Below are 26,536 nucleotides of genomic sequence, written 5' to 3'. Positions count from 1 at the left end.
TGAGTCCATGCGGGCGAACCCGGCGAACGGCGGGGCGGCCCTAGTAGACCGGATCCAGCTTCCATCCCGTCAGGCCCAGGAAGGCCAGGCCGACCTTGTGGACGGGACCGGCCTTCGGGGACCAGCGGTCGGCGTAGCTCAACTTGCCGCCCTCGACCCCCTCCAGGATCCATTGGGAGCCGTCCAGGCCCATGTCGCATGAGGTGGGGGCGACGGTCTTGGCGCGGTCAAGCAGGCCAAGGATGGCCCGGGTCTCGTCGGGGGTCAGGAACCGCTCGGTCTTGCCGGTCACTTGGCCGGGATCATAGCCGCCCTTGCCCGACAGCCGCTTGGCGGTCATCCAGAACCGACCCCCGTCACGTTCGTCCAGCCTGACGACGACGGGCGCATGGAAGGTACGCAGCCAAGTGAAGCGATAGGTCCGACGGAGCGGCGGCTTGGCGTCCCGGCTCTGCAGATAGAGCGATGGCTCGTCGGCGGCCCGCCACACCTTGGCGTACCATTCGGCCCGGAGGTCATCGGCGGCCGGCCGCCCGTCAGGGGCGTCTCCCGGGCATTTCACGATCGTGCCAAGGACTTCCTGGGAAAAATAGGCCCTCTGGTCGCTCAGGGTCGGTGTCGTCATCACGAACCAGCCGATCCCCGCGACCAGGGCGCACAACAAAATGGTGAGCAGCGGCGGCGGCGATTTCAGCATGGCGTTCTTAAGCATGCTCTCAGGATGTTCGCCCACCCACATGGTGGTCAACGCCTAAGCTTGGACCGTCTAGCCGTCCACGTTCCGCGGCCCGTGCCGGTGGAACAGGTTGGCCGGAAACTCCGTCAGCGATTTCAACCCCGCCACCGGCATGAACCGCCGCCGGCCGTGGCGCAGGCGTTCGAACAGCTCGTGCATCATCTCCTGGCGTTCGACCTCGCCTTTCTCGTGCACCAGGGCCAGGCGGTGCAGGGCGTAAAGGCCGAACAGGGCGGAGATGAGGAAGTAGAAGTCCCACGCGCGGATGGCCAGGTGGACGACGTCGCCATGGAAGCGCGGCCCCGACCACTCCAGCACCAGGCGGAACTCGCGGGCGGCGAAGAAGTCGGCGCACAGGCCGCCGACGATCGGCGCGAGGCCCGCCGCCGCCGAGGTGATCAGGGCGTTGGCGGCCATGTAGGGCTCGGCCGCGCCGCGCGGCGACAGGCGCATGACGATGTTGCCCGAGGCCAGGGCCACCCCGGCCGAGGCCGCGCCCATCACCAGGTGCAGGACGACCAGATAGATCCCGGCCTCGACCTTGTCGGGGAACTGCGAGGCCACGATCATCGCGGCGATGCAGGCGATGAAGGCCGGAGCGGCCAGGTTCAGCACCGACTTGTTGCTGAACCGGTCGGCCAGGTCGCCCCACTTGCGCAGGGTGAGCAGGTTGGCGAACTGGCTGATCAGGCTGAGCGCCATCACGAAGGTCATGCCGAAGCCCAGCTGACGCAGGAAGAACACCGTGAAGAACGGCTGGGCCAGGTTCACCGCGAACTGCCAGCTGGCCAGGAAGGCGATCAGCTTGCGGAAGTTCTCGTCCATCAACGGCTTCTTCAGCAGCGGCAGCAGGCGCTCGCGCGCGTCGGACGGCGGCATGGCCGGCTCGGGCGCGCGGCTCAGCACCGTGGCGCTGGCCAGCTCCGCCAGCAGGCCCGTGGCGAACAGGGCCAGGAACACCCAGCTGCGCCCGGGCGAGCCCTCGGGCGCGCGGTCCAGCAGCCAGGCCGCGGCCAGTCCGGACACTAGGCCGACGGCCGTCGATAGGGCCGAGCGCCGGCCGAAGAAGCGTCCGCTGACCTTGCCCGGCACCAGGTCGCGCACCCAGGCGTTCCAGGCGCAGCCCGCGAAGGCGCCGGCCCCGCCATAGAGCGCCACGGCGATCACCACCCCCGTCCGCGAGGCCGAGGAGGCGTGGGCGAAGGCCAGGGCCGCCAGCATCGCCGGGGCCAGGGCCGAGACCAGGCTGCCGACCACGGCGATCAGCTTGCGCCGCTTGAGCCGGGCGACCAGCAGCACGCCGGGGGCCTGCAGCAACTGGTCCCAGAAGGTGATGGCCGCCAGCGTGCCGATCAGGGCGTTGGACGCGCCCAGGTGCAGGGCGAAGGCCGTCAGGATCACCCCGCCGGCCACCGCGTCGGCCAGGGTCGAGAAGATCACCTCGGCCGTCAGCACCCGCATGCCGCGCCGCTGCTCGGCGTCGTCGAGCTCGGGGACCGGCTGGAGGGTCCAGGCCGGCTTGGCGGACGGGAAGGTTTCGTCGGCGGCCATGGACGCCGAGCCTAGGGCGCGGAGCGTGGGGAGCTATCCAGCCGAACCCTCGCGGCGGCGGGGAAGAGGCCGTAGGGCGGAGCGCCCTAGAGCGTCGCCAGATGGGCGTGCAGCACGGCGACTTCCTCGCGCAGGCCGCCGAGGCATTCGACTTCCATGGCGACCGGATCGTCGACCCAGAGGTCGCCCTTCAGCAGATCGTCGAGCTGGTGATAGGCGCCGTAGACATATTCCAGGCCCAGTTCCTGCTCGGCATAGGCGCCGTCGGGGCTGTCGGTCAGGCGTTGGGGGTGGACCACCAGGCGGCGCTCGCTGACGTTCACGAAGCGGGCCATCACCAGGTCCATGGCCTCGACCAGCCGCTCGTCGGGCTGGACCATGGCGACGGCCAGGTGCAGGCGCAGGGCGATCGGCAAGGCCTCGTCGCGCGACAGCGGCGCGCCGGTCAGGGCGGTAAGGACACGTTCGAAGCGCGGGCGCAGGTCCTCGATCCGGGGATCGACCTCGCCGGCCAGCACGGCGACGTCCGGCGCCTGTTCGTCGAGACCCTCCTCCAGCCAGGCCAGGCAGACCTGGACCACATCCCGGGCCGTCAGCAGGTCCAGTCGCCACAGGGCGGCCAGTTCGGTGGGCGAGGCGGCTGCGACGATGGCGGACATGCGTCTTCGATGACCGATCGCCGCCGCGACGTCCAGTCGCTCAAGCCTCCGCTTGCCCCGCCGCGATTCCCATCCCACCTTTGGAGCATGAGTGACCGTTCGACAGGCCTGGCCCCTTCCAAGCTGACGGCGGTGCTGGGCCCCACCAACACCGGCAAGACCCACCTGGCCGTCGAGCGGATGCTGGGCCACGCCTCGGGGATGATCGGCCTGCCGCTGCGCCTGCTGGCCCGCGAGATCTACGACCGCATCGTCAAGCTGCGCGGCAAGGCCTCGGTGGCCCTGATCACCGGCGAGGAGAAGATCGTCCCGCCGCGCGCGGCCTATTTCGTCTGCACCGTCGAGGCCATGCCGCTGACCCGAGAAGTCGAGTTCGTGGCCATCGACGAGATCCAGCTGTGCGCCGATCCCGAGCGCGGCCACATCTTCACCCACCGGCTGCTGCACGCCCGGGGCCGGTTCGAGACCATGCTGCTGGGCGCGGGCACCATGGCCCCGCTGGTGCGCCGCCTGCTGCCCGACGCCGAGATCGTCACCCGCGAGCGGTTCTCCAACCTCACCTATTCGGGCTCCAAGAAGCTGACCCGCCTGCCGCGCCGCTCGGCGGTGGTCGCCTTCTCCACCGACGCCGTCTACGCCATCGCCGAGCTGATCCGCCGCCAGCGCGGCGGGGCGGCGGTGGTGATGGGGTCCTTGAGTCCCCGCACTCGCAACGCCCAGGTCGCGCTCTACCAGTCCGGCGAGGTCGACTTCCTGGTGGCCACCGACGCCATCGGCATGGGCCTGAACATGGACGTCGACCACGTGGCCTTCGCCGGCCTGCGCAAGTTCGACGGCAAGCGCACCCGCTGGCTGCACCCCCAGGAGGTGGGCCAGATCGCCGGCCGCGCCGGGCGCTATACCCGCGACGGCACCTTCGGGGTGACCGGCGACTGCGAGGAGATGGACGAGGACCTAGTCGAGTCCGTGGTGAACCACCAGTTCGAGCCGGTGATGGGCGCGGAGTGGCGCAACGCCCGCCTCGACTTCGGCTCCCTGCCCGGCCTGCTGCGCTCGCTGGCCGAGCCGCCAAAGCGCGGGGGGCTGTCGCTGTCGGAAGAGGCGCTGGACGAGCGCACCCTGCGCAAGCTCGCTCAGCAGGAGGACGTGGTCGCCCGCTGCAAGGCCGACCGCTCGGCCCTGATCCGGCTGTGGGACGTGTGCCAGACGCCCGACTTCCGCAAGACCACGGACGACGACCACCAGCGCATGGTCCGCACCCTGTTCGACGACCTGACCACGGGCCGCAAGCGCCTGCCGGAAGACTGGATCGCCGGCCAGTTCAAGGCGCTGGACCGCACCGACGGCGAGATCGACAGCCTGGCCGCGCGGCTGTCGGGCGTGCGCACGCTGAGCTACATCGCCAACCGCGGCGACTGGCTGCACAACCCGGTCCACTGGCAGGGAACGACGCGGCAGCTGGAGGACCGGCTGTCCGACACCCTGCACGAGAAGCTGATGGCCCGGTTCATCGACCGGCGCACCAGCGTGCTGATGCGCCAGTTGGGCGACCGCGAGACCATGCTGGCCGGGGTCGGCGCCGACGGGGCGGTGACGGTCGAGGGCCACATCGTCGGCCGGCTGACCGGCGTCACCTTCGTCCAGGAAAAGGGCGGCAGCGCGCTGGAGGAGAAGGCGCTGCGCAACACCGCCCAGCGGGCCGTCACCCCCGAGATCGCAAGACGGCTGGGCAAGCTGGCGGCCGAGGCCGACGACGCCTTCACCCTGACGCCGGACGGCGCGGTGCTGTGGAACGGCGAGGCGGCCGGGGCGGTGCGCTCCGGCGGAAACCTGCTGGCGCCGCGCGCCCGGCTGCTGGGCGACCTGGGCGACGCCTCGGCGCGGGAGCGGGCCGAGCGGCGGCTGGACGCCTTCCTGGCCGGCGAGGTCGACCGCAAGCTGTTCGGCCTGCGCAAGCTGGAGCGCGCCTTGAGCGGCGGCGAGCTGAAGGGCCTGCCGCGCGGCCTGGCCCACCGGCTGCTGGAGGCGGGCGGCGTGCTGGACAAGCGCGCGGTCGACACCGACCTGAAGGCCATGAGCCAGGCCGAGCGGCGCAATCTGAAGGCCCTGGGCGTGCGGATCGGGGCGTTCAGCCTGTTCCTGCCCTCGGTCCTGCGCGACGAGGCCCTGGCCGCCGCCCGGGCCCTGACGCCGGGCGGCTGGCGCGGCCAGAGCGAGCGCCTGGCCGCCGCGCCCAGCCCGACGCCCGACGCCCGCGCCCTGGCGGCCAACGGCCTGCGGCTGGTCGGCAAGTTCGTGGCCCCGGTCGAGATGCTGGAGCGCCTGGACGCCCTGCTGCGCGAGGGCCAGAAGCCCGGCGGGGTGGTGCTGACCGACGCCGCCCGCGACAGCCTGGGCTGGACCCCGGCCGAGGCCGCCGCCGTGCTGCGCGCCCTGGACTACACCCCCGCCATCCGCCCCAAGGAAGGCGACCCGATCCTGTGGAAGCGGCGCGGCGCCCAGCGGCCCGAGCCCAAGGTCACGGCCCGTCCGGACTCGCCGTTCGCGGCGCTCGCCAAGCTGACCGAGCCCCCGCCGCGGCGGAAGAAGCCGCGCCGGAGGAGGCCCGCCGCCGTGAAGGCCAGCGCATGAGCGAGGAGGACGGCTTTTCCGATCCTGGGCACTGCCGCGCCGACGTCTGGCTGTGGCGCGCGCGGTTCTTCAAGACCCGCTCCCTGGCTGGCCGCTTCGTCGAGGAAGGCCGCATCCGCCTGACCCGGGCGGGGGCGGAGAGCCGCGTCGACAAGCCCTCGCGCGGCCTGCGCATCGGCGACGGCCTGGTCTTCGCGATCGGCGGCCGGATCGTCTCGGTGCGGGTGCTGGGGTTTGGAGAACGACGCGGGCCGGCGACCGAGGCGCGGGAGCTTTACGAGGCGGTGGAGGGGTAGGACCGGCGCCGAGGCCCGTCGCTCAATAGATGAACGCCGCCTCGATCGGCTGGCGATTGATGCGCCCCACCTTGTCGACGGCCTGCCGAACGTCGGGGCGATCGCGCAGGGCGACCCTGCGCGTCTCCATCTGGGCCTCGAAAGGGGTCTGGACCGGCGGTGGCAGGAAGATCTGGAGCGCGCCGAGGATCAGGTGCCGTCGACGCGGATCGGCCAAGCTGTCCCGGACATGACGCGCCGCGCCTTCGGCGTCGTCGACGCAAAGCAGGGCGTTGAGCGTCTGGCCCGGATCGTAGAGCGGGTGGGCGCGCAGATAGTCCAGATTGTCGCGTTCGACCGCGCGGTCGCCGGCCTGGTGCGCCGCGCAGACCCGTAGGGCGGCGAGATAGGCGCGGGTCGGCAATTGCTTGGTGGCGATGTCCACCGGGGCCAGGACTTTGAGCGCCCGACGTCCCTCTCCCAGCGCGACCAGCCATTGTCCCATGAGCTGCGGATCGGCCTGCACACGGGCCTCTTCCAACGCCTCCCCCGTGCGGCCCAGCTTGAAGAGGATGAAGGATCGCTGGACGACCGCGTGGTCGTACTGCCCCAAATAGTCCGGATCCCGCTGGTTCAACGGAAGCGGCGCCTGTTGCAGGGCTCGATCCAGGATGGCGAGCGCTTCGGTTTCACGTCCCATGGCGGACAGGTGCCCGACCACGGCGCTCTGGTAGGCCAGATTGTCGGGCGCGTTGGCCGCCAGGGCCTTGAAGCGCGTCAGGCGCCTGAAGTTGGCCAGGGCGACGTTGGTGCGGTCGGGATGGCCGGCCACGATGGCGTCGAACCGCTTGTCGGCTCCGACCGTCGCCACGACCATCGGCTCGTCGAAAGTGTCGATCAGCCAACCTAGGTGAATGGTGACGCCGTCCTCGGCCTGATGCAGGGCGCGGTGGAAGCCGACGACGTCGGGCGAGAACAAGGGATCGACCGGCTTCCAGTCCATGGCCGCCAGGTAGCTTTCGAACATGCGCTGCTTGGCCGGGCCGTCGGGCAGCGTGCCGAAACCCTGCTCGAGCACCGAGATCGTCAGGTCTTCGGCTTGCCTGGCGACGAACTCCGGACGTTCGTTGGCCAGACGCAGGAAGCTGGCGAACGTATCGTCGAAGTCGTCCGTCAGCTTGGCGGTCTCCATGCGATACCAGAGATCGCTCGGCGCGTGGCTTTGCGCGTCGCTGGCGCGCACGTAGCGGGTGTGAGCTTGACGCCATTGGCGCAGCTGGAAGAAGGCGAAGCCGGCGGTCTGGTCGAGGTCGTGGCGCTGGGCGTCCGTCATGCCGCCGTAGAACTTCCCCTCGATGGCTGGCGTGACGGCCTTCAGCACCGCCCGGGGGTCATTAACGGCGGCGGCGACATGGGCCTTGTCCATCGCCCTCCGATACGCCTCCTGCGGCGTGGAGGGACCGGCGCAGCCGCTGGTGGCGATGGTGAGCGAAAGCATCGCTCCGAGCATTCCAAGTCGCAACAGTCGCACAGGCCCAGCCCCACTCTACTCGACCGGTGGTTTAAGCGGCGGGATTAAACGCGGCGTTGAGCGACGTGGTGAATCGCGAAGCTACTTCCCAAACCCCTTCAGATACCCCGGCACCATCGCCGCCGGCATAGGCCGTGAGAAGTGGTACCCCTGGATCTGGTCGCAACCGTAGTCGGCCAGGGCGTCCAGCTGTTCCTGGTCCTCGACCCCCTCGGCGACGACCTTCATGCCCATGGACGAGCCCAGGGTGATCACCGCCTTGACGATGGCGGCGTCCTCGGCGTTCTGGACGAACGACTTGTCGATCTTCAGCCGGTCGATCGGGAACTGGCGCAGATTGGCCAGGGACGCGTAGCCCGTGCCGAAATCGTCGAGGGCGATCATCACCCCGGCCTCGTGCAGTTGGCGGACGCTGTCGCTGACCATCTCCGAGCCCCAGCCCATATAGACGTTCTCGGTGACCTCGATCGTCAGGCGGTCGCACGGCACGTTCCAGCGCTTGAGCCGGTCCTGGACCTCTTCGGCCAGGCGCCCGCTGCGGAACTGGGCGGCCGAGATGTTGACGGCGACCCGGCCGAACTCGACGCCCTGGTCCAGCCAGTCGCGCATCTGGGCCAGCGCGGCCTCGAACGCCAGGTCGCCCAGCTTCAGCGACAGGTCCTGGTCCTCGAAGGCGGCCATGAAGCGGTCGGGCGTCAGGATGCCCTGCTCGGGATGGTCCCAGCGCATCAGCGCCTCGAAGCCGGCGACGCTGTGCGAGGCGATGTCGACCACGGGCTGGTAGTAGAGCACGAACTCCTTGGCGGTGATCGCCGCGCGCACGTCGCGCAGCAGCTCGACCCGTTGCTCCAGCGACGAGCGCATCGAGGGCGTGAAGACGACGCTGCGGTTGCGGCCCTCGTCCTTGGCCCGGTAGAGCGCGATGTCGGCGTTCTTGATCATGTGGCTGGGGTCGGCGTCGAGGTCGCCGTGCAGGGCCGCCCCGATGCTGGCGCTGACCGAGAAGCTGCGGCCGCCGTGCTCGATGGGCCGGCGCAGCAGGTCCTGCAGGGCGTTGACCGGCCGCATCATGTCGGCCTCGGAATGCAGGCCGCGCAGGATCACCGCGAACTCGTCGCCGCCCAGCCGGGCCACGGTGTCGCCCGCGCGGAACGCCGCGTGCAGCATCTCGGCCAGGCGTTTCAGCAGGGCGTCGCCGGCGTCGTGGCCCAGGGTGTCGTTGATGTCCTTGAAGTGGTCGACGTCGATCATGATCAGGCCGAACAGCTCGCCCATGATCTCCGAGGCGTCGACGGCCTCCTGGAACTTGCGATTGAAATACGCTCTGTTCGGCAGGCCGGTCAGGCTGTCCTTGAAGGCCAGGTTCTCGACGGCCTCGGTCTGGCGGCGGCGGTCGGTGATGTCCTTGAACAGGTTGACCAGGCGTTCGGGCTTGCCGTCGGCCCCGAGGAACTTCTTCCCCACCGAGCGCACCCAGGTCTCGACCCCGTCATCGCGGTTGAGGCGGAACTCGAAGACCTGGGCCTCGCCGTCCTTGCGGGCGCGGACCAGCTCGGCCATCCGCTCGCGGTCGTCGGGATGGACGATCTCCAGCGGATCGTTCTTGAACAGGCACCACTTCTCCAGCTCTGGCGAGGTGCCCGAGCAGTAGATCTCGCCGGTCCGCAGGTCGTATTCGCGGACCATCAGGTCGTCGAGCTCCAGCGCCATCTTCAGGCGCTGCTGGTCGCGTTCGGCCTTGAGGGCGGTCTCGGCGTAGCCGCTGACGTCGCGGGCGGTGACGATCACCGCCAGGGTGCGGCCGCTCTCCGTGAGGGTGGCGGCGAATTCGGTGCGCCAGATGCGGGGTTCCGCGCCCCCGAGCGAGATGGAGCGGTAGCGCGAGAACGGCTCGCCGAACGCCACGCAGCGCTCCAGGCTGTCGACGTCCTCGGGGCTGAGCAGGGCGCGGCGGAAGTCGTCGCCGATCTCCAGATCGGGGCTCAGGCCGTGGCTGGCCCAGTCGGGGCTGACGGCCGTCAGGCGGAAGGCGTTGTCGACCAGGGCGGCGGCGAACGGCGCATGGCGCACGAAGGTCTCGAAGGCGTCCATCTGGGCGCCCGGGGCCTTGATCTCTGGGGGAGTGGTCGAGACAGGGGTGCGCACGGCCGTACTCGTCATGGTCGGGTTGTCGACTTCTTGTTTGTTTTCCTCGGCTTGGTTGTGACCGAGGTTCGATAAGAAAGGGTAACGTAACGACGGTATATGAAGAACCACGCCTATTTAACGCGGCGTCGGACGTCCCTATCCGGGGCGGTGTGAGAAATCCTGGGCCCCCGCGCAGCCAAGCCGCATTGACAAGCGGGCCCATGGCTTCGAAAACGCGGCCTCTCTCGCGCTAGTCCCGGAACGCACCGAGCCTTCGATGACCTACATCGTTACCGACGCCTGCATCAAATGTAAGTTCATGGACTGCGTCGAGGTGTGCCCGGTCGACTGCTTCTATGAGGGCGAGAACTTCCTGGCCATCAATCCGGACGAATGCATCGACTGCGGCGTCTGCGAACCCGAGTGCCCGATCGACGCCATCAAGCCCGACACCGAGGACGAGCCGGACGGCAAGTGGCTGCGGATCAACTCCGAATACGCCAAGATCTGGCCGAACATCACGGTCAAGGGCGTGCCCCCCGCGGACCGCGAGGCGTTCGAACGGGAAACCGGGAAATTCGAGAAATATTTCAGCGAAAAGCCCGGCAAAGGCTCCTGATCCGGTCGGATCGGGCGGCTAAACAGGTCGCAAGCCTTTCATCAAGCTGAATTTTATGATATTGTCGATTTCGACGTAACGGTCGCGAACACTCGCGCCTGCCCGTCATGTGGACGATATCTGCCGGGAAACCGGCGCGCCCGATCGAAGGCGAAGGGTGACTTAAGCACTATCCCAATCCCTGACCGGTACTGGCCCCGCAAGCATTTCGCGGACGGGTCCCTATCGCCGTTTTGGGACGCCCTTTGGATGCCTTCGAGACGCGGTGTTTTGGGCTTGGCCCGAACTTATTGAGGACGAACGAATGAGCAAGAGCGGTCTGGAATTCTCGGTCGGCGATCACGTCGTTTATCCCGCGCATGGCGTGGGCAGCATCCAGGGCGTCGAGACCCAGGAAGTGGCCGGGATGTCGCTCGAGGTCTACATCATCACCTTCGACCACGAAAAGATGACCCTGCGCGTGCCGACCAAGAAGGCCAAGACGGCCGGTCTGCGCCCGCTGGCCGAAGGCAATGTCGTGAGCCAGGCCCTGACCACCCTGAAGGGCCGCGCTCGCGTGAAGCGCACCATGTGGTCGCGTCGCGCCCAGGAATACGAAGCCAAGATCAACTCGGGCGACCTGATCTCGATCGCCGAAGTGGTCCGCGACCTGCACCGCGCCGAGAACCAGCCGGAACAGTCCTATTCGGAGCGTCAGCTCTATGAATCGGCTCTGGACCGCATGGCCCGCGAAGTCGCCGCCATCGAGCGCATCGACCGCGAAGCCGCCATCGGCATCCTGACCAAGTCGCTGGTCAAGAACGCCGCCTAAGCTTTCCAGGTCGGAATGAAAAGCGCCCCCGGACTTCGGYCCGGGGGCGTTTTTCGTTCGGGGTCCCGACGACCGGCGCGGGGCCGGCCGTCGGGCGCCGGGTCGGGTCCTAGAACGCCAGCTCGCCGCGGATGCTGAGGCTGTCGCCGGTGTCCTTGCCCTTGAAGCTGCCGACCTTGTTCTCGGTCGTCCAGTGGACGTAGTTGGTCATCAGGCGGGCCCAGTCGTTCAGGTACCAGTTCAGGCCGACGGTGACCGCGTCGCCCTCGCCGCCGTTGGCGACGTCGGTGAAGTCGATCTTGTCGTAGCGGCTGGTGACTTCGAACGCGCCGGGGCCGCCGGCCGTGAACGGACGCGTCACGTGCACGCCGCTCCAGATGCCCGAGCGGGTCGAGAAGCCGGGGCGCTCGCCGGTCAGCAGGTAGCCGGCATAGACCGAGGCGGCCTTCTGCTTCACGTTCGGACCGACCTGCAGGCTGATGTCGCGCACGCCGTACTCGGCGAAGGCCCAGAACGAGCCCTTGGCGCCGCCCAGCTCGTAGCCGTAGCCGTTGTCATGCTCGGGATTGGCCAGCGAGCTGGCCGAGACCTTCAGGTTGTCGTTGAAGCCCGGGCCGATGTAGCTGGTCTTGTTGATCGTGGCGGTGGTCGGCGCCAGGTCTTCGCTGAAGCCCCAGACGCCCAGGTGGACGAAACCGTCCTTGGTCTTGACCGGGTTCCAGTGGGCGCGGCCGGCCAGGGTCAGCGGGCTGCGGTCGGTGCCCGCCTGGCTGATCGGGCCGCCGGTCAGCGAGACGCTGGCGTGCCAGCTGTCGCCATAGACCTTGGTCATCACGCCCAGGCCGAAGAAGCCCTTCTGCGGGGCGACGACGTTGGCCACCACGCTGCGCTCCATGAACGGCAGCGAGACGCCCGAGGTCGAGCCGTCGATCGTGCGGTCGTTCAGCTTGTTGCCCAGGTAGTACTCGGTCTTGTGGCCGAACAAGGTGGAGTCGTAGGACAGGTAGGCTTCCTTGATCGACACCACCTCGTCGGCGAAGTCGGCCTCGACCTTGTAGCCCAGCTTGCCCATCGAGCCCTCGGCGCCCAGGCGCAGCGAGGCGGCCTCGGTGCCCGAGATGTTGCGGGCGTCGAAGTTCGAGCCGCGGGTGGTCGAGGCGTCGATCTGCACCCGGCCGCGCGGGTGGAAGGTGAAGAAGCCGTCGCCGCTGGTGAATTCCGGACCGCCGTCGGTCCACTTCACCTTCACCGCGCCCTGCTGGCCGTCCTGCAGCTGCAGGATCTGGGCCTGAACGGCCTGGATCTCGGCGGTGTGGGTCTCGACGGCCTGGGCGCTGGCCTGGACGGCCTCCTGGGTCTCGGCCGGAACGGCCGGGGCGGCGGCCTTGGCCTCGACGGCCGACAGGCGCTGCTCCAGGGCGTCGATCTTGGCCTGCTGGTCCTTGACCAGCTGGATCAGGGCCGCGTTGGCGTTCGAGCCGGCGGCGGCCTTCTTCGGCGCGGCCAGGGCCACGCCGCCGGTGGCGACCGACAGCGCCAGGGCGCTGATCGTCACGGCCAGGCCGTGCTTGAAGGTGAGTTTACGCATGAGTTTCCCCTCCGCGCCGAGCAGCGCCCCCCTTGGGCCCGCTTGCGGCGCGTTGACTTGGATGGATGGGTGGTGGGTTGACGGGTGGAGCGGTGGTCAGTCGCCCTGCGGCGCCCGGGCCGCGACGGCCTTGCCGCCGAAGAAGCCGTGCGACTTGGCCCAGGCGGCGAACAGGCCTGGCCAGGCCGAGGTCGGTCCGCCGGGCACGCCCATGTTGAAGCTGTGGCCGCCCTGCTCGAAGACGTGCAGTTCGACCGGCGCCTTCGCGGCCCGCAGCGCCTGGTACATGATCAGGCTGTTGTCGATCGCCGAGATGGCGTCGTCGGTGCATTGGGCCAGGAAGGTCGGCGGGGTCTTGCCGTCGACGTGGGTCTCGACCGACATCGCCGCGCTCTGCGCCGCGGTCGGGTTCTCGCCCGCCATCATGCGGCGGGTCTGGGTGTTGTCGAACGGCGGCTTCAGCGTGATCACCGGATAGATCAGGCCGCAGAAGTCGGGGCGGGCCGAGACCTTGTCGGCCTCGTCGACGGGCGCGTAGAAGGCCTCGTCGGCGCGGCTGGCCTCCATGCCGACCAGGTGGCCGCCGGCCGAGGCGCCCACGGCGCCGATCTTGGCCGGATCGACCGCGAACTCGGCCGCGCGGGCCCGGACCAGGCGCACGGCGCGCTGCATGTCCTGCAGCGGCGCCTCGGGCGCCCAGCCGTCGACCGGCATGCGGTAGTAGAGCACGAAGGCGGTGACCCCCATGATGTTCAGCCAGCGCGCCATCGCCTCGCTGGTGTTGCGGATGTTGATCCGGCGATAGCCGCCGCCCGCCACCACGATCACGGCGGTGCCGTTCGGCTTGGGCGCGCGGAACACCCGCATCCGGGGACGCATGACATTGGTCACCGAGCCGTCGTGCGAGCCGTCCTGCAGGACGACCTCGTCGCCGCCCTTGCCCTTGCCGGCCGCCGGCGGGGCGCCGGCCCACAGGTCGACGACTTCCGGCGCGGCGGGCGCGGTCGAGGCCGGGGCGGGCGTGGTCTGGGCTTGCGCCGCGCTGGCCGCGGAGAAGGCCAGGGCCGCGCCGCCCAGCAGGGCTCTGCGATCAAGTTGCATGGTGCTGACTCTCGAAGGGGAGGTGGAAAGGCGGAGCTCTAGAATTCGGTCCAGCCGTCGGGCTGGACCTTGCGGGCGGCCGTGCCGCCGACCACGGCGACGCGGGGCCGGGCCTTGGGGGCGGGAGGCGCGGCGGCGGGCGGGGCGGCCCGCGCGTCGCCGACCTCGAACTGGTCGACCAGCCGGGTCAGGTCCTCGGCCTCGCGGGCCAGGGCGTGGCTGGCCGCCGTGCTCTCCTCGACCATCGCCGCGTTTTGCTGAGTGACCTGGTCCATCTGGCTGACGGCGACATTCACCTGGGCCAGGCCGCTGGCCTGTTCCTGGGCCGAGGCGGCGATCTCGCCGACCACGGTGTTGATCTCCAGCACCTGGCGGACGATGCGCTGCAGGGCCGCGCCCGTCTGGCCGACCAGGTCCACCCCGGCGCCGACCTGGGTGGCCGAGCCGGCGATCAGCAGCTTGATCTCCTTGGCGGCCTCGGCCGAACGCTGGGCCAGGGCCCGGACCTCCTGGGCGACGACCGCGAAGCCTCGGCCGGCGTCACCGGCGCGGGCGGCCTCGACGCCCGCATTGAGGGCCAGCAGGTTGGTCTGGAAGGCGATCTCGTCGATGACGCCGATGATCTGGGCGATCTCGCGGGCCGAGGCGTCGATGGCGCTCATCGCCTTGACCGCTTCGCCGGCGATCGTCCCGCCCTGTTCGGCGTCGACCTTGGCGGCGGCGACGATCTGGCGGGCGTGGTTGGCGCCCTCGGCGGTGCGCTTGACCGTGGCGGTGATCTCCTCCAGCGCCGCGGCGGTCTCTTCCAGGCTGGCGGCCTGCTGCTCGGTGCGGCGCGACAGGTCGTCGGACGCCTGGCTGATCTCGCCGCTGCCCGACTTGATGCCCTGGGTGTTGCCCGAGATCACCGCCATGGTCCGCTGCAGCGTGGCGACGGCGGCGTTGAAGTCGTCCTGCAGCTTGCGATAGTCGACGGCGAACGGCTTATCCAGGCGGTGGGTCAGGTCGCCGCGCGACAGGCGCGAGAGGCCGTCGGCGATCTGCTCGACCACGAAGGCCTGCTCGCGAGCGGCCTCGGCGCGGGCGGCTTCGTTGCGCTGGCGCTCGGTTTCGGCCAGGCGGCGCGCCTCGACGGCCTCGCCCTCGATCCGCAGCTTCTCGAGCGCCGCTTCCTTGAAGGCCAGCACGGCCTGGGCCATCTGGCCGACCTCGTCGTGACGGCCCATGCCCGGCACGGCGACGCCGTTGTCGCCGGCGGCCAGGCGGCCCATCACGCCGGTCATGCCGACGATCGGCTGGGCGATGGTGCGCGACAGCAGCCAGGCCATGGCGACGGCGATCAGGATCGCCATGGCGCCGCCGATCTCCAGGGCCAGTCGGGCGTCGCGCAGGGCCCTGTCGCGTTCGGCCAGGCGGACGGCCGAGCGCTGGTCGGCGGCGGCGTTGATCTCGGCCTGCAGGTCGCGGATCGGCTGGAGCTTGCCGGTGGTGATCATGGCCGCCGCCTGGGCGTGGGTGGCCGGGTCGCGGGCCAGGGCGATCTCGACGTCGCCGCGCGTGCGGCGCCATTCCTTGGCCATGGCCGACAAGCGCTCGGCGCGGGCGATCTGGTCGGCGCGGGTGCTGCCCTTGATGAAGGCCTCGATGTCGCGATCGAACGCCTCGCCCTTTTCCCGATAGGTGCGGGCGAAGGCCTCGTCGCCGGTGATGATGAAGCCGCGCACCGCCGCCTGCTGCTCGTTGATCAGGGTCTCGGTGTGGGCGGCGAACTTGGCCAGCTTGAAGCTGCGCTCCACCGCCACCGCGTTGTCGCGGATGACATTCAGGCAGGCGAAGACCACCCCGCTGGCGACGAAGAAGGCGCTGATCAGCGCCACGAACGTCAGAACGATCTTCCCGGTGATTTTCATGCGGATCACGGCCGGCCCTCGAAGCAATGCGATCGAACAAATCCGATCTTGCCGCCGACGGTTTGAATGTATTTTGTTACTTAAAGGTTTATGTCGGCATTAATACTGCAAGATATGTGAATTTATGAGAATATATAACGACGATATACACTACACAGTAATGTCATAATTCAGATATTCGCCGAAATTCGCATGTATATGCTTCTGGCGGGCACGAATTCGCCCTGGGAAGACTGCTTCTCCAGGTCGCTGGCTGAGGCTGATTGAAGGCGCCTGAAGCTTGGCTGTCTCGACGCCCTTAAGGCAGCACGGCGGACCAAGTCGGCGCAAGTCGCCGGCGAGTTTGATGTTTCGCATTGAAAAGTATAGGGTTTTCAGACAACTCGGCCGGTCGGGCCGTAGTTCGCGGAGCGTCTTTCCGCATGCTTCTGGCAGCATTTGTGCGGAAAACCGCATCGCCTCGTTCGGCGAAGGAGAGGGTCGAGGCCCGCGCCTAGCTCAGGACCAGTCCGCCTTCGCCCCGTCGGGCGATCAGGTCGCCGATGGTGGTGAACAGGGTCGACAGGTCGACGGGCTTGCGGATGACGTCGTCGGCGCCGGCGGCCTGGCAGTCGGCCTCCAGGGTCAGGCCGCTGTCGGCGGTGACCACGATCACCGGCAGTCGGGCCTTGGCGTCGGTGCGGGTGCGGATCTCGCGGATGGCGGTCAGGCCGTCCATGCCGGGCATGCGCAGGTCCATCAGGATCAGGTCGTAGGCGTTGGCGTCGATCATCGCCAGGCCGGACGGGCCGTCCTCGGCCTCGTCCATCTCGACGCCGCCGGCCCGCAGCATCTCGGCGATGACGCGGCGGTTCATCTGATTGTCCTCGACGAACAGCACCCGCATCGCGGAAGGATCCCCGGCTTTCCTGGCGTTAGGCGTCTAACCTAGGTCAAACAATAGTTTAGACGGCGTTCAGGCCGTGGCAATCGTCCTGGCGTCGCGATCGTCCGGCGCCTGCGTTTCGAGCAGGGCGGCCAGGGCCTCGACGAGCCCGGCGGCGGTCACCGGTTTGCGCACGATCAGGGCGGCGCCGGCGTGGCGCAGGGCGGTCTCCTGGTCGTCGTCGCCCTGCGCCAGCAGCACCGCGATCGGGGCCGGGGCCAGGGCGTCGCGCAGCGCGCTCATCGCCGCCCGGCGCGCGTCGAGATCCTCGCCCAGCTCGGCCGCCTCGACCAGCGCCAGGTCGAAGCGCTCGTTCCGGGCCGCGTCCAGGGCCTCCTGACGGCCGGCGACGGCGCGAAGCTCGCGGACCTTGGGACGCAGCACGCCGGCGATCACCGACCGCGTCAGGGGATTGGGATCGCAGAACAGCAGGCCGCAATCCCGCAGCCCGGGCGCGCCCTGGGCCGAGGCCGTCGCGACCGCCCGTTCCAGCGGCAGGTCGACGGTGGCGGTCGTGCCGACGCCCACCGTGCTGTCCAGGCGGATCTCGCCGCCCATGGCGTCCACCAGCCGGCGGCAGATCGCCAGGCCCAGCCCGGCCCCGCCATGGGCCCGGGTGCGGCTGGAATCGACCTGGCCGAACGGCTCGAACACCTCGGCCAGCTTCTCGGGCGGGATGCCGGCTCCGGTGTCGGCGACCTGGAGGATCAGCCGCTCGCCAATCTGTCCTTGGCCGGCGGGGCCGGGCTCGACCGACGCCGACAACCGCACGGTCCCCTGGTCGGTGAACTTCACGGCGTTGGACAGCAGGGCGAACAGGATCTGGCGCAGGCGGCCCGCGTCCTCGACGATCCGGCCGGGCGCCTGGGAATGGTCGCAGGTCAGGGCCAGGCCCTTGGCGGCGGCCTTGTCCGACCACAGATGCACGGCCTCGCGGCCCAGCCCGGGCAGGTCGAAGGCGGTGCGGTTCAGGGTGACGCCGTCGGTCTCGATCCGCGCCATGTCGAGGATGTCGTCGACCAGGGCCCGCATGGTCTCGGCCCCGGCGTTCACCACGGCGACCCGGTCGCGCAGCTTGGGGTCCAGGTCGGGCTGGGCCAGCACCACCTCGGTCATGCCCAGGATGCCGTTCAGCGGGGTGCGCATCTCGTGGCTGGTGTTGGCCAGGAACTCGGTCCGGGCCCGCACGGCCTTGGCCAGCGCCTGGTTGGCCTGGCGAAGCCGCTCGTTGGCGGCGCGGGCCAGGTTGCGGCCGCGACGCACGCCCAGGACCGCCGCCAGCAGGCCGGCGGCGACCAGCAAGGCACCGACCAGCAGCAGGGTGACGACCAGGTTGCGGGCCCGCGCCAGCTTGATGTCGCGCTCCAACTGGCCGGCCTTGAGCTGGGCGATGCGCGAGGCCTGGTTGGCGTAGTCGAACTGGGCGGCCATCAGGGCGGCGTTGGTCGAGGCGGCCAGGGCCTGGCCCTGGTCGTCCAGCCGCTTGAACGCCTCCAGGTGGTCCAGGGCCAGCTGGGTCTGGCCCAACTGCTTGTAGGTCTTGTAGGCGGCCGAATGCAGGTCGGCGTAGTCGGGGCCGGTGGTCTTGAGGTCCACGCCGTCGAACAGCGGGGCCAGCACCTCGGCGGCGGCCTTGGGGCGTCCCCGCGCCAGCTCCACCTGCACCGTGGCCTTCATCACCGAACGCTGGGCGCCCTGGGCGTCGGTCAGCGGGCGCAGCAGGGCGTTGGCGGCGTCGATCAGGCTCTTGGCGGTGTCGGGATGACCGTTGTGCGCCTCGGCGATGGCCTGGTTGGCCACGATCCGGGCCTCCAGCTGCGGGCTGCCCATCTGGCGGGCGATCTTGCGGGCCTTCTCGAACTCGGTCACCGCCCGGCCGTACTGCTCGTCCGACATCAGGGCGTTGCCGATGTTGTTGGCCGCGCTCAGCTGCAGCAACTGGTCGGCGGGATAGGCCTCGGCCGACTGGGCGTAGTAGTGCAGCACCTTCTTGTAGTCGTGGGCGTCCTGGTAGATCGAGCCGATGTTCTGCAGGGCCACGGCCTGGCCGCGCGGATGGCCGGCCTTGCCGAAGATGCGGTAGGCGGCCTGGAAGTCGCGCAGCGCCGACTGGACCTGGCCGCGATCGGCCTCCAGCGCGGCCTGGGTCATCACCAGGTCGCCGTGCAGCTTGGTGTTGGGGACCTTCCGGGCGGCGACCGCCAGGCCGGCGGCGATCACCGGCGCGGCCTCGTCGGAACGATTGAGCCGCAGCAGCGCCTCGCCCTGCAGCCACTGGGCGGCGGCGATCTCCTGGTCGCGATGCGGACCCACGTCGGCCTTGGCCATCGCCAGGGCCTGGCTCGACAAGGTCAGGGCGGCGGCCGGATCGCCCATCATGGCGTCCTTGGCGGCGGCCAGCTGCTTGTCGATGGGGCTCGCGGGAGGCTTGGCGACGGGATCGGCGGCGCCGGCGGCGCCGGCGGCCAGGGGCGCGGCGACCAGCAAGGCGGCGAGCGCCGCCGCCGACCAAATCCGTGTCCTGCCGACCATGCACCCGCCCGATTTTTCGCCGACGTGTCGCGAACGCTCCAAGGAGTCGTCGCGAGCGCGTGGAGAATTCGTGAACCGTGACGATAGCAGGCCTGGGGCGGACCTCCCGCCGCGACCGGACGTCGCATGTTGACAGCAGGCTGTCAGCAGGAGCCGCCTAAGGTCCCGGACGTTGATCCACGAAGGAGAGCGCCATGACCGACCTGCCCCTCAAGGCTCGCTGCCACTGCGGCGCCACCCAGTTCGAGGTGACCCAGGCGCCGACCGAACTGGCCGACTGCAACTGCTCGTTCTGTTCTCGGCGCGGGGCGCTGCACGCCTACTACAAGCCGGCCCAGTTCAAGCTGACCACGGCCCGCGACCGGGTCGCGACCTACCAATGGGGCCACTACATCGGCCAGCATCACCACTGCGCCATCTGCGGCTGCCCGACCTATTCGGAGTTCCCCAGCTTCGACAGCGGCCAGCCGGACTTCGACGACCCCCGGATCAGCATCAACGCCCGCCTGTTCGTCGACTTCGACTGGGCGGCGCTGCCGGTGCGCAAGCACGACGGCAAGGCCTACTGATCGCCGACCTCTCTTGCCTGTTCGCCGCCCGGGCCTGTAAAAAGTATTTGACAGATGCTCGGTGTCTGTAAAATACTTTTTACAGGCAAGAGGGCGAACGACATGTCCATCGAAAGACGACAGAAGGCGATCTGGGTCGCGGGAGGCATGGCTCTCCTGGCGGCGATGGGCGTGGGACTGCTGGCCGGGATGTTCGTCCGGACGGGCCCCGGACATCTGCCGCCGAGCCTGGTGGTTCTTGGCTGCGCCGTGCTGGTGGGGACGGCCCTCCTGGCCTCCGTGCCCTGGTGGCGAAAGCTGGACGACATGGCGCGGGACGCTCATCTGACCTCCTGGTATTGGGGCGCCTCCTTCGGCGGCGGCGTCGCGCTCATGGTCACCGCGGCGATGGGCGGCGTCCAAGGCGAACTCTTCCAAGGCGGCGTCATGGTCTTCGGAGCCCAGGCCGTCGTCTACCTTGTCTTCTGGCTGGGCTGGTGGGCGCTGCGCCGGCCGAGGGCCTCGTGAAGAACCGCCTGCGCGAAGAGCGCGTGGCCCGCGGCTGGAGCCAGGGCGAACTGGCGGACCGAGCGGACGCCTCCCGCCAGACGATCAACGCCATCGAGGCCGACAAGTACGACCCGTCCCTGCCGCTGGCCTTCCGCCTGGCCGCGCTGTTCGACCTGCCGGTGGAAGGGCTGTTCTTCAATCCGTTCAAGGACGTGAAGGAAGGCTAGGCCGCCTTGCCGAACGCCTCGACCGCGTCCTTCAGCAGGTCTGGATTGATCGGCTTGTTCAGCACCGTGATCCCCTCGAACCCGGGCCTGGGCAGGGCGCCGTAGCCGGTGGCGAACACGAACGGGATGCCGGCGGCCCGCAGGCGCTCGGCGACCGGGAAGACCATCGTCCCGCCGATGTTCACGTCCAGCACCGCCCCGTCCAGCGCCGGCGGCGGCGTGGCCGCGTCCTTCAGATAGGCCAGGGCGTCGTCGACCGCGCCGAACGAGCCGGAGATCTGGCAGCCGAAGTCGGTCAGCAGGTCCTCGACCATCAGGGCCACCAGGGCCTCGTCCTCGACGATCATGATGCGGGGGGCGGTCATGCCGACGTCCTCGTGACGGGGCCCGCGACGATCCGGTCCGACAACGGCACGCGCAGGAGGTAGGTCAGGCCTTTGGGCTGGTAGGTCAGCTTGGCCTCGCCGGCCAGGTCGCGGGCCACGCCGCGCTCCAGCAGGCGGGTCCCGAAGCCCTGGCGCTTGGGCGCGAACACCGGGGGACCGCCGCGCTCGACCCATTCCAGGGCCAGGCTGGGAACGCCGTCCACGTCCTCGACCCGCCAGACCACGGTGACCTGGCCGCTGATCGCCGTCAGCGCCCCGTGCTTGGCGGCGTTGACCATCAGTTCGTGCAGGGTCATGTGCATCGCCACCGCCGTCTCCGGCGTCAGGGCGATGGCCGGACCGCGGGCGGTGAAGCGCGGATCGGCCAGGCCGCCGAACGGCTCCAGCGCCGCCTCCAGCACGTCGCGCAGGTCGGTGCGGCCCCAGCCCTGGCGGGTCAACAGTTCGTGGGCCCGCGACAGGCCCATCAGCCGGGACTCGAACGAGTCGGCGAAGTCCGCGGGCGAGGGGGCGTTGCGCAGGGTCTGGCGGGCGATCGACTGCACCGAGGCCAGGGTGTTCTTCACCCGGTGGTCCAGTTCGCGCAGCAGGAAGGTGCGGCGGTCCAGGGCCTCGGTCAGCGAGGCGTAGAGGTTGGCGTTCTCGATCGCCGCCGCCGTGGCCCGGGCCATGGTCTCCAGCCTGATCACCGTGTCGGCCGAGGGCGTCTGGCCGACCGCCCAGTAGGCGCCGATCGCGGCGATCGGGTCCTTGGCGCGCACCGGCGTCATCACCAGGCTTTTGACGAAGGTCGGGCGGTAGGCGTCGTGCGGGATGCGGTCGTCGGCGTAGATGTCGGGGATCACCACCGTCTGGCCGTGCAGCATGGCCCAGCCCGAGATGCAGGCGCTCATCGGGAAGCGCTGGCCCTTCCACATCGGGCCGATGGCGTCCTCGTCCAGGTACCAGCACAGGTCGCCGTCGCGCAGCACGAAGCACACGCCGTCGGCCCCGGAGATGCGCCGGGCGGCCGAGCGCACGACCGCGGCGACCTCCTCGATCGTCCGCGTGGCCGACAACGCCTCGATCGTCTCGACCAGGGTGATCAGGGCGGCGTGGTCAGCCTGTTCCGAGCGTTCCGCGTTCGCGACGTTGAGCAATCTTGGATGTTCCCGGATACGCGTGTCCCTTCGCCAGCCTACCAGCGGCAAGGGTCGCGACAAGGTGGAGTCTATCCTTAACGATCGTCGCTCGCGGCCATCGGGGAGGTCGGGCGGCGGCCCCTCGTTCAGTCGGCGGGAAGATCCTCAAGGACTTCAAGGCGCGTGGCGTTGGGACCCCGGGTCAACTCCCGCGACAATCGGTCGCTGTCCAGCGCGCCCTCCCACTTGGCCACCACCAGCGTGGCCACGCCGTTGCCGACGAAGTTGGTCAGGGCCCGGCACTCGCTCATGAACCGGTCGATCCCGACCAGCACGGCCAGGGCGGCGATGGGGATGTCGGGGACCACGGCCAGGGTGGCGGCCAGGGTGATGAAGCCCGCCCCCGTCACCCCGCTGGCCCCCTTGGAGGTCAGCATGGCCACCCCCAGCAGGGCCGCCATCTGCATGAAGCTGAGATGGGTGTTGGTGGCCTGGGCCAGGAACAGGGTGGCCAGGGTCATGTAGATGTTGGTGCCGTCGAGGTTGAAGCTGTAGCCGGTGGGCACCACCAGGCCGACGACGGACTTCCTGGCGCCCAGGCGCTCCAGCTTCTCGATCAGCTGGGGCAGGGCGCTTTCCGACGAGCTGGTGCCCAGCACGATCAGCAGCTCCTCGCGGATATAGGCCAGGAACTTCAGGATCGAGAAGCCGCTGGCCCGGGCGATCGCCCCCAGCACCACCAGCACGAAGATCAGGGCGGTGACGTAGAAGGTGGCCACCAGGGCGCCCAGCTGGATCAGGCTGGCCACGCCGTACTTGCCGATCGTGAAGCCCATGGCCCCGAACGCGCCCAGCGGGGCCAGCTTGACCACTACGTGGATGATCCCGAAGAACAGCTTGGCCATGTCGCTCATCGCCGTCGCCGCCCGGTCGCCGAACGGACCCATGCGCGTGCAGGCGAAGCCCGTCAGGATGGCGACCAGCAGCACCTGCAGCAGGTTGCCCTCGGCGAACGCCCCGAAGAAGGTGTCGGGGATCAGGTGCAGCAGGTAGGGGACCAGCCCCTCGCCGTGATGGGCCTTCTCCAGGTAGCCGGCGGCGATCTTGGGATCCAGGTGCGCGGGTTCGATGTTGAAGCCGCGGCCCGGCTGCAGGATGTGGCCGACGATCAGCCCGACCAGCAGGGCCAGGGTCGAGACCACCTCGAAATAGACCAGGGCCTTCACCCCGACCCGGCCGAACGCCTTGATGTCGCCCATGTGGGCGATGCCGCTGGCCACGGTCAGGAAGATCACCGGGGCGATCACCAGCTTGACCAGCTTGATGAACGCATCGCCGAGCGGCTTCAGCGCCACCCCGACGTCGGGCCACAGCGCCCCGACCAGCACCCCCAGGGCGATGCCGATCAGCACCTGGACATAGAGCGTCTTCAACGGCCGCAGCAGACCCATGCCCGTTCCCCTTTGACGCCCCCCGGCGCCGCTTTTCCACCCCGGGGTTCGCACGCCCGGAAACTTGCGCTATGGACCCGAAGCCCGCGCAACGCGGCCCGGTAGCTCAGCAGGATAGAGCAGCGCTTTCCTAAAGCGAAGGTCAGGGGTTCGAGTCCCTTCCGGGCCGCCATGCGAGTGTTTGTCGTTTGTCGTCACTCCGCTGGCCAGTGCTCGCCGCCGCTCCTACGCCAGCCAGGCGATGAGGCTGGAAGGTGAGCTCCGCGTTGCGGCGGGTGCGGTGAAGGCGCAGCTTTTTTCGCAGCTCGCAGGATCTGAAGATGCAGCATCGCAACCTGAGATCTGTCTGTTAAGACTTGTGTCAGTTCACGTTAGCCCGCCCGCTGAGTGGCGCCTGCGCGAGAGTTGGGGGAAAACATGCAAATCGACGGGACCAACGGGAACGACGTGCTGGTTGGCACGGACGGCGCGGATGTCATCCGTGGCATGGCGGGTGATGACATCATCACCGGCGGCGACGGCGACGACGACATCGATCCCGGCTCAGGCGTCGATGTGGTCGATGGTGGCGCCGGTTCCGATCTCCTCCGTCCCAGTTCAGTGAGTTCAGGCTACGACGACTCCCGGTACGATGGTGGGGCCGGCCGAGACACATTCGACTACTCGGTCGCGGGATCGGGGTTGTACTGGGGCTTCCACGCCGACGGGCGCGTAACGGTCGCGGACAACGCGATCATCAATGTCGAGCGGTTCATAAGCGGTAGCGGTAACGACACTTTTGGTCTGACTTACAGCCCGTTTAGCCTCGAAGTGTACGGTGGTGCTGGAGACGATTACTTCGTGTCCTCCAACGTCGGTCACACAATCTATGGGGGGCTGGGTGACGACTATGGGCAAATCGCGCCGGGCACTACCCTGTTCGCCGACGAAGGCGACGACAGGTTCTTCGTATCCGGCAAGTTTGGTGGCTCCCCCGTTTATGGCGCGCTAGACGGCGGAACAGGCCGCGACATACTGCAGACCAACATTCAATTTGAGGTCGATTTGGCCGCCGGCACCGCCGTCAGCGGCGTAGCTCATTATTCGGTCGCGGGCTTCGAAGAAGTCCAAGTGGACGCCAACGGCAGCTATATTTCGACCGTTTACGGCGACGACGGAGCCAACACCTTCGCCGTAAATTCCATCTTTGATGGCGGAGCCAGCGTCTTTTTCTTCGGTCGGGGCGGCAACGATACTCTGAAGAGCGGCGCGGGGAGCGACACTCTCGATGGCGGCGCCGGCTACGACTTGGCAAGTTACGAAATGGCTAAGTCCGCCGTTACGGTCAGCCTGGCTCTAAGTGGCGCGCAGAACACTGGAGGCAGTGGCCAAGATATCCTCTCGGGCATCGAGGCACTGCTGGGTTCGCGCTACAATGACAGTCTTTTTGCGGGCCTCAGCAACGACAGCGCCAACCTATCTGGCGGCGATGGCGACGACCAATTGTATGGTGGAGCTGGTGCGGACTACCTCGTGGGCGGCGATGGCGGCGACCATCTTTACGGCGACGCGGGCAACGACATCCTCGACGGCGGGGCGGGCTTCGACATTGTCCGTTATGATCTTTCCGACGCTCGAGTTGCCGTAGACCTTGTGAATGGCCTCGGCTCTGGAGGGTTAGCCCAGGGCGACGCCTACATGAAGCTGGAAGGCGTTGTCGGTAGCCGCTTCGCCGACATCATGTTCGGCAATAGCGCTGATAACCTTTTCTACGGGCAGGGCGGCGACGACGTGCTTAGCGGCGGTCTGGGCGCTGACTCCCTGGAGGGCGGCGACGGCAACGATCACCTTTATGGCGGAGCGGGCGGGGACGCACTGCGCGGTGGCGCGGGCTACGACTTCGCACGCTTTGACGAGGCCTTAGCCAGTGTAGCGGTCAGTCTCGCGCCGGGGGCGGTTTCAGCCGGGGACGGCCTCGGCGACGTCCTTTCCGACATTGAAGGCCTGGTTGGCTCCAACTTCTCGGACCTGCTCGGTGGCGACGCCGGCGCCAACACCATCTATGGCCAAACCGGCGACGACGTATTGCGCGGCGAGGCCGGCGCCGATCTCCTCGACGGGGGCCTTGGCAACGATCATCTCTATGGCGGCGCCGGAGGCGATGTGCTCGACGGCGGCGCGGGGTATGATTTCGCGCGCTACGATGACGCCTCCAGCGGCGTGGAGGTCACCCTGCGCTTGAGCGTGTTCACGGTACAGGGCGGAGGCGCGGCCGGCGACGAACTTTACGGAATCGAAGGCCTAGTCGGCTCGTCCTTCGCGGACACGCTCTTCGGCAGCTATGGCAGCAACACCCTCTACGGCGCGGCCGGCGACGACGTGCTTCGCGGCGGAGAATCGGGTGATGATCTGCTCTACGGCGGGGTGGGCAACGATCGCCTTTATGGTGATTCCGGGAACGATGCGCTGTATGGCGAGGACGGCGCCGATCATCTCTACGGCAGCAGCGGCGCGGACCTGATCGATGGCGGCCAGGGCTTCGACTTCGTCCGCTTCGATGGGGTGGGCGACGGCGCCGTTATTGTCGATCTCAAGAACGGCCTGACCGCCGAGGGCGACCAATTGGTCTCCGTCGAAGGTATTGTGGCCACCGACGCTGGCGACATCCTGTTCGGCGGCGATGGCGACAACGTGATCTATGGCCAAGGGGGCGACGACCGGATCGTCGGCGGAGGCGGCGGCGATCACCTGTACGGAGGCTCCGGAGCCGACGTTTTCGCTTTCGACTCCCGTTCGGGCGCCGACGTGATCTTCGGCTTCGAAATCGACGGGGCCGGCCATGATGTGTTCGGCGTTCAGACTAACGTCAACGGCTCTGGCATCGTGAACTACGCCACGTTGGTCATGCACGCGACCGATGTCGGCGCTAACCTCGTCATCGATCTGGGTGGGGGCAACACCGTGACGCTGGTCGGCTTGCATGTGGCCGATCTGTCGGCGTCGTTGTTTATGTTCTATTAGCGCACGCCACCGAGCGCAGGATGTTGCCTCGGTTGGCTGATGTTTTTGTCGTTGAGCCGCTGGCATCCCGGGCGATGGGGATGCCGCGGCGCTTGGACAGGCATTCCGCCGAACTCGCGGCCTCCTCGCACCGGCCGGCACGAAGCGCCTGCTCAGCTTTCCTCAGACTGGTATCTGGCCGCAGCCAGCGTCGTTGTCCGCGCGGACCATCATGACTTCGAGGAGATCTGACAGCTGCCGGCGCACCAGCGAGGTCGTCATACCGGGGGTCGATTTGAGCAGGGCGGTCATCGCGTG

At 68.6% G+C, this 26,536-nt stretch carries 22 protein-coding genes and 1 tRNA gene; 9 read left to right on the top strand and 14 right to left on the bottom strand.

Annotation, left to right across the window (positions count from 1 at the left end):
- Positions 1-40: 40 nt before the first annotated feature.
- The 3 genes from AC1DYP_RS06200 to AC1DYP_RS06190 form a co-directional block, all read right to left on the bottom strand.
- Positions 41-712 carry a hypothetical protein gene (locus AC1DYP_RS06200; protein WP_477045599.1) on the bottom strand — a complete coding sequence of 224 codons (672 nt, stop codon included), beginning with the start codon at positions 710-712 and terminating at the stop codon, positions 41-43.
- 54 nt (positions 713-766) lie between these two features.
- On the bottom strand, positions 767-2,287 hold the full coding sequence (locus tag AC1DYP_RS06195) for an MFS transporter (RefSeq protein ID WP_477045598.1): 1,521 nt from the start codon (positions 2,285-2,287) through the stop codon (positions 767-769).
- Positions 2,288-2,373: 86 nt separating this feature from the next.
- Positions 2,374-2,946 (bottom strand): hypothetical protein, encoded by a 573-nt coding sequence (locus tag AC1DYP_RS06190; protein WP_477045597.1) that lies wholly within the window; start codon positions 2,944-2,946, stop codon positions 2,374-2,376.
- Positions 2,947-3,033: 87 nt separating this feature from the next.
- Here AC1DYP_RS06190 and AC1DYP_RS06185 point away from each other — a divergent pair, with 87 nt between their 5' ends.
- Positions 3,034-5,577, top strand: a complete 2,544-nt coding sequence (locus AC1DYP_RS06185) for a helicase-related protein (RefSeq protein WP_477045596.1) — start codon at positions 3,034-3,036, stop codon at positions 5,575-5,577.
- Entirely contained in the window at positions 5,574-5,873 is a 300-nt protein-coding gene (locus AC1DYP_RS06180; protein WP_477031533.1) for an RNA-binding S4 domain-containing protein, read from the top strand. The genes AC1DYP_RS06185 and AC1DYP_RS06180 overlap by 4 nt, the downstream gene beginning before the upstream one ends.
- 22 nt (positions 5,874-5,895) lie before the next feature.
- Here the strand turns inward: AC1DYP_RS06180 and AC1DYP_RS06175 are convergent, their stop codons facing one another.
- Together AC1DYP_RS06175 and AC1DYP_RS06170 are read right to left on the bottom strand one after the other, a co-directional pair.
- A complete protein-coding gene (locus AC1DYP_RS06175) occupies positions 5,896-7,350 on the bottom strand; it encodes a hypothetical protein (RefSeq protein WP_477045595.1) in 1,455 nt (484 codons plus the stop codon).
- 114 nt (positions 7,351-7,464) lie between these two features.
- Positions 7,465-9,543 (bottom strand): putative bifunctional diguanylate cyclase/phosphodiesterase, encoded by a 2,079-nt coding sequence (locus AC1DYP_RS06170; RefSeq protein ID WP_477045594.1) that lies wholly within the window; start codon positions 9,541-9,543, stop codon positions 7,465-7,467.
- A 244-nt stretch (positions 9,544-9,787) separates the two neighbouring features.
- On the opposite strand from AC1DYP_RS06170, the gene fdxA reads away from it, so the two are divergent.
- Both fdxA and AC1DYP_RS06160 read left to right on the top strand, forming a co-directional pair.
- Complete coding sequence (gene fdxA / locus AC1DYP_RS06165) at positions 9,788-10,129, top strand: ferredoxin FdxA (protein WP_012288128.1); 342 nt, start codon at positions 9,788-9,790, stop codon at positions 10,127-10,129.
- Between the two features lie 304 nt (positions 10,130-10,433).
- Positions 10,434-10,940 (top strand): CarD family transcriptional regulator, encoded by a 507-nt coding sequence (locus tag AC1DYP_RS06160; protein ID WP_019848404.1) that lies wholly within the window; start codon positions 10,434-10,436, stop codon positions 10,938-10,940.
- A gap of 109 nt (positions 10,941-11,049) precedes the next feature.
- On the opposite strand, the gene AC1DYP_RS06155 is transcribed toward AC1DYP_RS06160, so the two are convergent.
- The 5 genes from AC1DYP_RS06155 to AC1DYP_RS06135 all read right to left on the bottom strand — a co-directional run bounded on the left by AC1DYP_RS06155 (position 11,050) and on the right by AC1DYP_RS06135 (position 18,996).
- Positions 11,050-12,528 carry an OprO/OprP family phosphate-selective porin gene (locus AC1DYP_RS06155; RefSeq protein WP_477045593.1) on the bottom strand — a complete coding sequence of 493 codons (1,479 nt, stop codon included), beginning with the start codon at positions 12,526-12,528 and terminating at the stop codon, positions 11,050-11,052.
- Between the two features lie 96 nt (positions 12,529-12,624).
- A complete protein-coding gene (locus AC1DYP_RS06150) occupies positions 12,625-13,629 on the bottom strand; it encodes an alpha/beta hydrolase (RefSeq protein ID WP_477045592.1) in 1,005 nt (334 codons plus the stop codon).
- 38 nt (positions 13,630-13,667) lie between these two features.
- Complete coding sequence (locus AC1DYP_RS06145; RefSeq protein WP_477045622.1) at positions 13,668-15,539, bottom strand: methyl-accepting chemotaxis protein; 1,872 nt, start codon at positions 15,537-15,539, stop codon at positions 13,668-13,670.
- A 493-nt stretch (positions 15,540-16,032) separates the two neighbouring features.
- Positions 16,033-16,425, bottom strand: a complete 393-nt coding sequence (locus AC1DYP_RS06140; RefSeq protein ID WP_477045591.1) for a response regulator — start codon at positions 16,423-16,425, stop codon at positions 16,033-16,035.
- Positions 16,426-16,494: 69 nt separating this feature from the next.
- Entirely contained in the window at positions 16,495-18,996 is a 2,502-nt protein-coding gene (locus AC1DYP_RS06135; protein ID WP_477045590.1) for an ATP-binding protein, read from the bottom strand.
- Positions 18,997-19,190: 194 nt separating this feature from the next.
- Here AC1DYP_RS06135 and AC1DYP_RS06130 point away from each other — a divergent pair, with 194 nt between their 5' ends.
- From AC1DYP_RS06130 to AC1DYP_RS06120, 3 genes are all read left to right on the top strand, one after another.
- Entirely contained in the window at positions 19,191-19,565 is a 375-nt protein-coding gene (locus AC1DYP_RS06130) for a GFA family protein (protein WP_477045589.1), read from the top strand.
- A gap of 102 nt (positions 19,566-19,667) precedes the next feature.
- Positions 19,668-20,072, top strand: a complete 405-nt coding sequence (locus AC1DYP_RS06125; protein WP_477045588.1) for a hypothetical protein — start codon at positions 19,668-19,670, stop codon at positions 20,070-20,072.
- The gene (locus AC1DYP_RS06120; RefSeq protein WP_477045587.1) at positions 20,069-20,281 is read left to right on the top strand and encodes a helix-turn-helix transcriptional regulator; all 213 of its coding nucleotides are present in this window, start codon (positions 20,069-20,071) and stop codon (positions 20,279-20,281) included. Before AC1DYP_RS06125 ends, AC1DYP_RS06120 begins: the two co-directional genes overlap by 4 nt.
- Here AC1DYP_RS06120 and AC1DYP_RS06115 read toward each other — a convergent pair.
- From AC1DYP_RS06115 to AC1DYP_RS06105, 3 genes are all read right to left on the bottom strand, one after another.
- Positions 20,278-20,646: a response regulator gene (locus tag AC1DYP_RS06115; RefSeq protein WP_477045586.1), complete on the bottom strand. Its 369-nt coding sequence runs from the start codon at positions 20,644-20,646 to the stop codon at positions 20,278-20,280. The genes AC1DYP_RS06120 and AC1DYP_RS06115 overlap by 4 nt on opposite strands.
- The gene (locus AC1DYP_RS06110; RefSeq protein WP_477045585.1) at positions 20,643-21,806 is read right to left on the bottom strand and encodes a sensor histidine kinase; all 1,164 of its coding nucleotides are present in this window, start codon (positions 21,804-21,806) and stop codon (positions 20,643-20,645) included. The genes AC1DYP_RS06115 and AC1DYP_RS06110 overlap by 4 nt, the downstream gene beginning before the upstream one ends.
- A 128-nt stretch (positions 21,807-21,934) precedes the next feature.
- The gene (locus tag AC1DYP_RS06105; RefSeq protein WP_477045621.1) at positions 21,935-23,221 is read right to left on the bottom strand and encodes a dicarboxylate/amino acid:cation symporter; all 1,287 of its coding nucleotides are present in this window, start codon (positions 23,219-23,221) and stop codon (positions 21,935-21,937) included.
- Between the two features lie 113 nt (positions 23,222-23,334).
- Between AC1DYP_RS06105 and AC1DYP_RS06100 the strand changes: the two genes are divergently transcribed.
- Positions 23,335-23,411 (top strand) — tRNA-Arg (locus tag AC1DYP_RS06100).
- 245 nt (positions 23,412-23,656) lie between these two features.
- Positions 23,657-26,239: a calcium-binding protein gene (locus AC1DYP_RS06095; protein ID WP_477045584.1), complete on the top strand. Its 2,583-nt coding sequence runs from the start codon at positions 23,657-23,659 to the stop codon at positions 26,237-26,239.
- Positions 26,240-26,401: 162 nt separating this feature from the next.
- Here AC1DYP_RS06095 and AC1DYP_RS06090 read toward each other — a convergent pair whose 3' ends face one another.
- Entirely contained in the window at positions 26,402-26,530 is a 129-nt protein-coding gene (locus AC1DYP_RS06090; RefSeq protein ID WP_477045583.1) for a hypothetical protein, read from the bottom strand.
- Positions 26,531-26,536: the final 6 nt, after the last annotated feature.

It is taken from the genome of Caulobacter sp. P1_D6, assembly GCF_056406095.1.
This window is presented reverse-complemented; position numbering and strand designations above follow the sequence as displayed.

Bases quoted from the DNA above. Each gene is read 5' to 3' on its own strand.
- AC1DYP_RS06115 (WP_477045586.1), bottom strand. From the start codon at position 20,646: ATGACCGCCCCCCGCATCATGATCGTCGAGGACGAGGCCCTGGTGGCC.
- AC1DYP_RS06160 (WP_019848404.1), top strand. From the start codon at position 10,434: ATGAGCAAGAGCGGTCTGGAATTCTCGGTCGGCGATCACGTCGTTTAT.
- AC1DYP_RS06095 (WP_477045584.1), top strand. From the start codon at position 23,657: ATGCAAATCGACGGGACCAACGGGAACGACGTGCTGGTTGGCACGGAC.
- AC1DYP_RS06185 (WP_477045596.1), top strand. From the start codon at position 3,034: ATGAGTGACCGTTCGACAGGCCTGGCCCCTTCCAAGCTGACGGCGGTG.
- AC1DYP_RS06200 (WP_477045599.1), bottom strand. From the start codon at position 712: ATGCTTAAGAACGCCATGCTGAAATCGCCGCCGCCGCTGCTCACCATT.
- AC1DYP_RS06135 (WP_477045590.1), bottom strand. From the start codon at position 18,996: ATGGTCGGCAGGACACGGATTTGGTCGGCGGCGGCGCTCGCCGCCTTG.
- AC1DYP_RS06090 (WP_477045583.1), bottom strand. From the start codon at position 26,530: ATGACCGCCCTGCTCAAATCGACCCCCGGTATGACGACCTCGCTGGTG.
- AC1DYP_RS06125 (WP_477045588.1), top strand. From the start codon at position 19,668: ATGTCCATCGAAAGACGACAGAAGGCGATCTGGGTCGCGGGAGGCATG.
- AC1DYP_RS06145 (WP_477045622.1), bottom strand. From the start codon at position 15,539: ATGAAAATCACCGGGAAGATCGTTCTGACGTTCGTGGCGCTGATCAGC.
- AC1DYP_RS06155 (WP_477045593.1), bottom strand. From the start codon at position 12,528: ATGCGTAAACTCACCTTCAAGCACGGCCTGGCCGTGACGATCAGCGCC.
- AC1DYP_RS06175 (WP_477045595.1), bottom strand. From the start codon at position 7,350: ATGCTTTCGCTCACCATCGCCACCAGCGGCTGCGCCGGTCCCTCCACG.
- fdxA (WP_012288128.1), top strand. From the start codon at position 9,788: ATGACCTACATCGTTACCGACGCCTGCATCAAATGTAAGTTCATGGAC.
- AC1DYP_RS06150 (WP_477045592.1), bottom strand. From the start codon at position 13,629: ATGCAACTTGATCGCAGAGCCCTGCTGGGCGGCGCGGCCCTGGCCTTC.
- AC1DYP_RS06195 (WP_477045598.1), bottom strand. From the start codon at position 2,287: ATGGCCGCCGACGAAACCTTCCCGTCCGCCAAGCCGGCCTGGACCCTC.
- AC1DYP_RS06140 (WP_477045591.1), bottom strand. From the start codon at position 16,425: ATGCGGGTGCTGTTCGTCGAGGACAATCAGATGAACCGCCGCGTCATC.
- AC1DYP_RS06190 (WP_477045597.1), bottom strand. From the start codon at position 2,946: ATGTCCGCCATCGTCGCAGCCGCCTCGCCCACCGAACTGGCCGCCCTG.
- AC1DYP_RS06130 (WP_477045589.1), top strand. From the start codon at position 19,191: ATGACCGACCTGCCCCTCAAGGCTCGCTGCCACTGCGGCGCCACCCAG.
- AC1DYP_RS06180 (WP_477031533.1), top strand. From the start codon at position 5,574: ATGAGCGAGGAGGACGGCTTTTCCGATCCTGGGCACTGCCGCGCCGAC.
- AC1DYP_RS06170 (WP_477045594.1), bottom strand. From the start codon at position 9,543: ATGACGAGTACGGCCGTGCGCACCCCTGTCTCGACCACTCCCCCAGAG.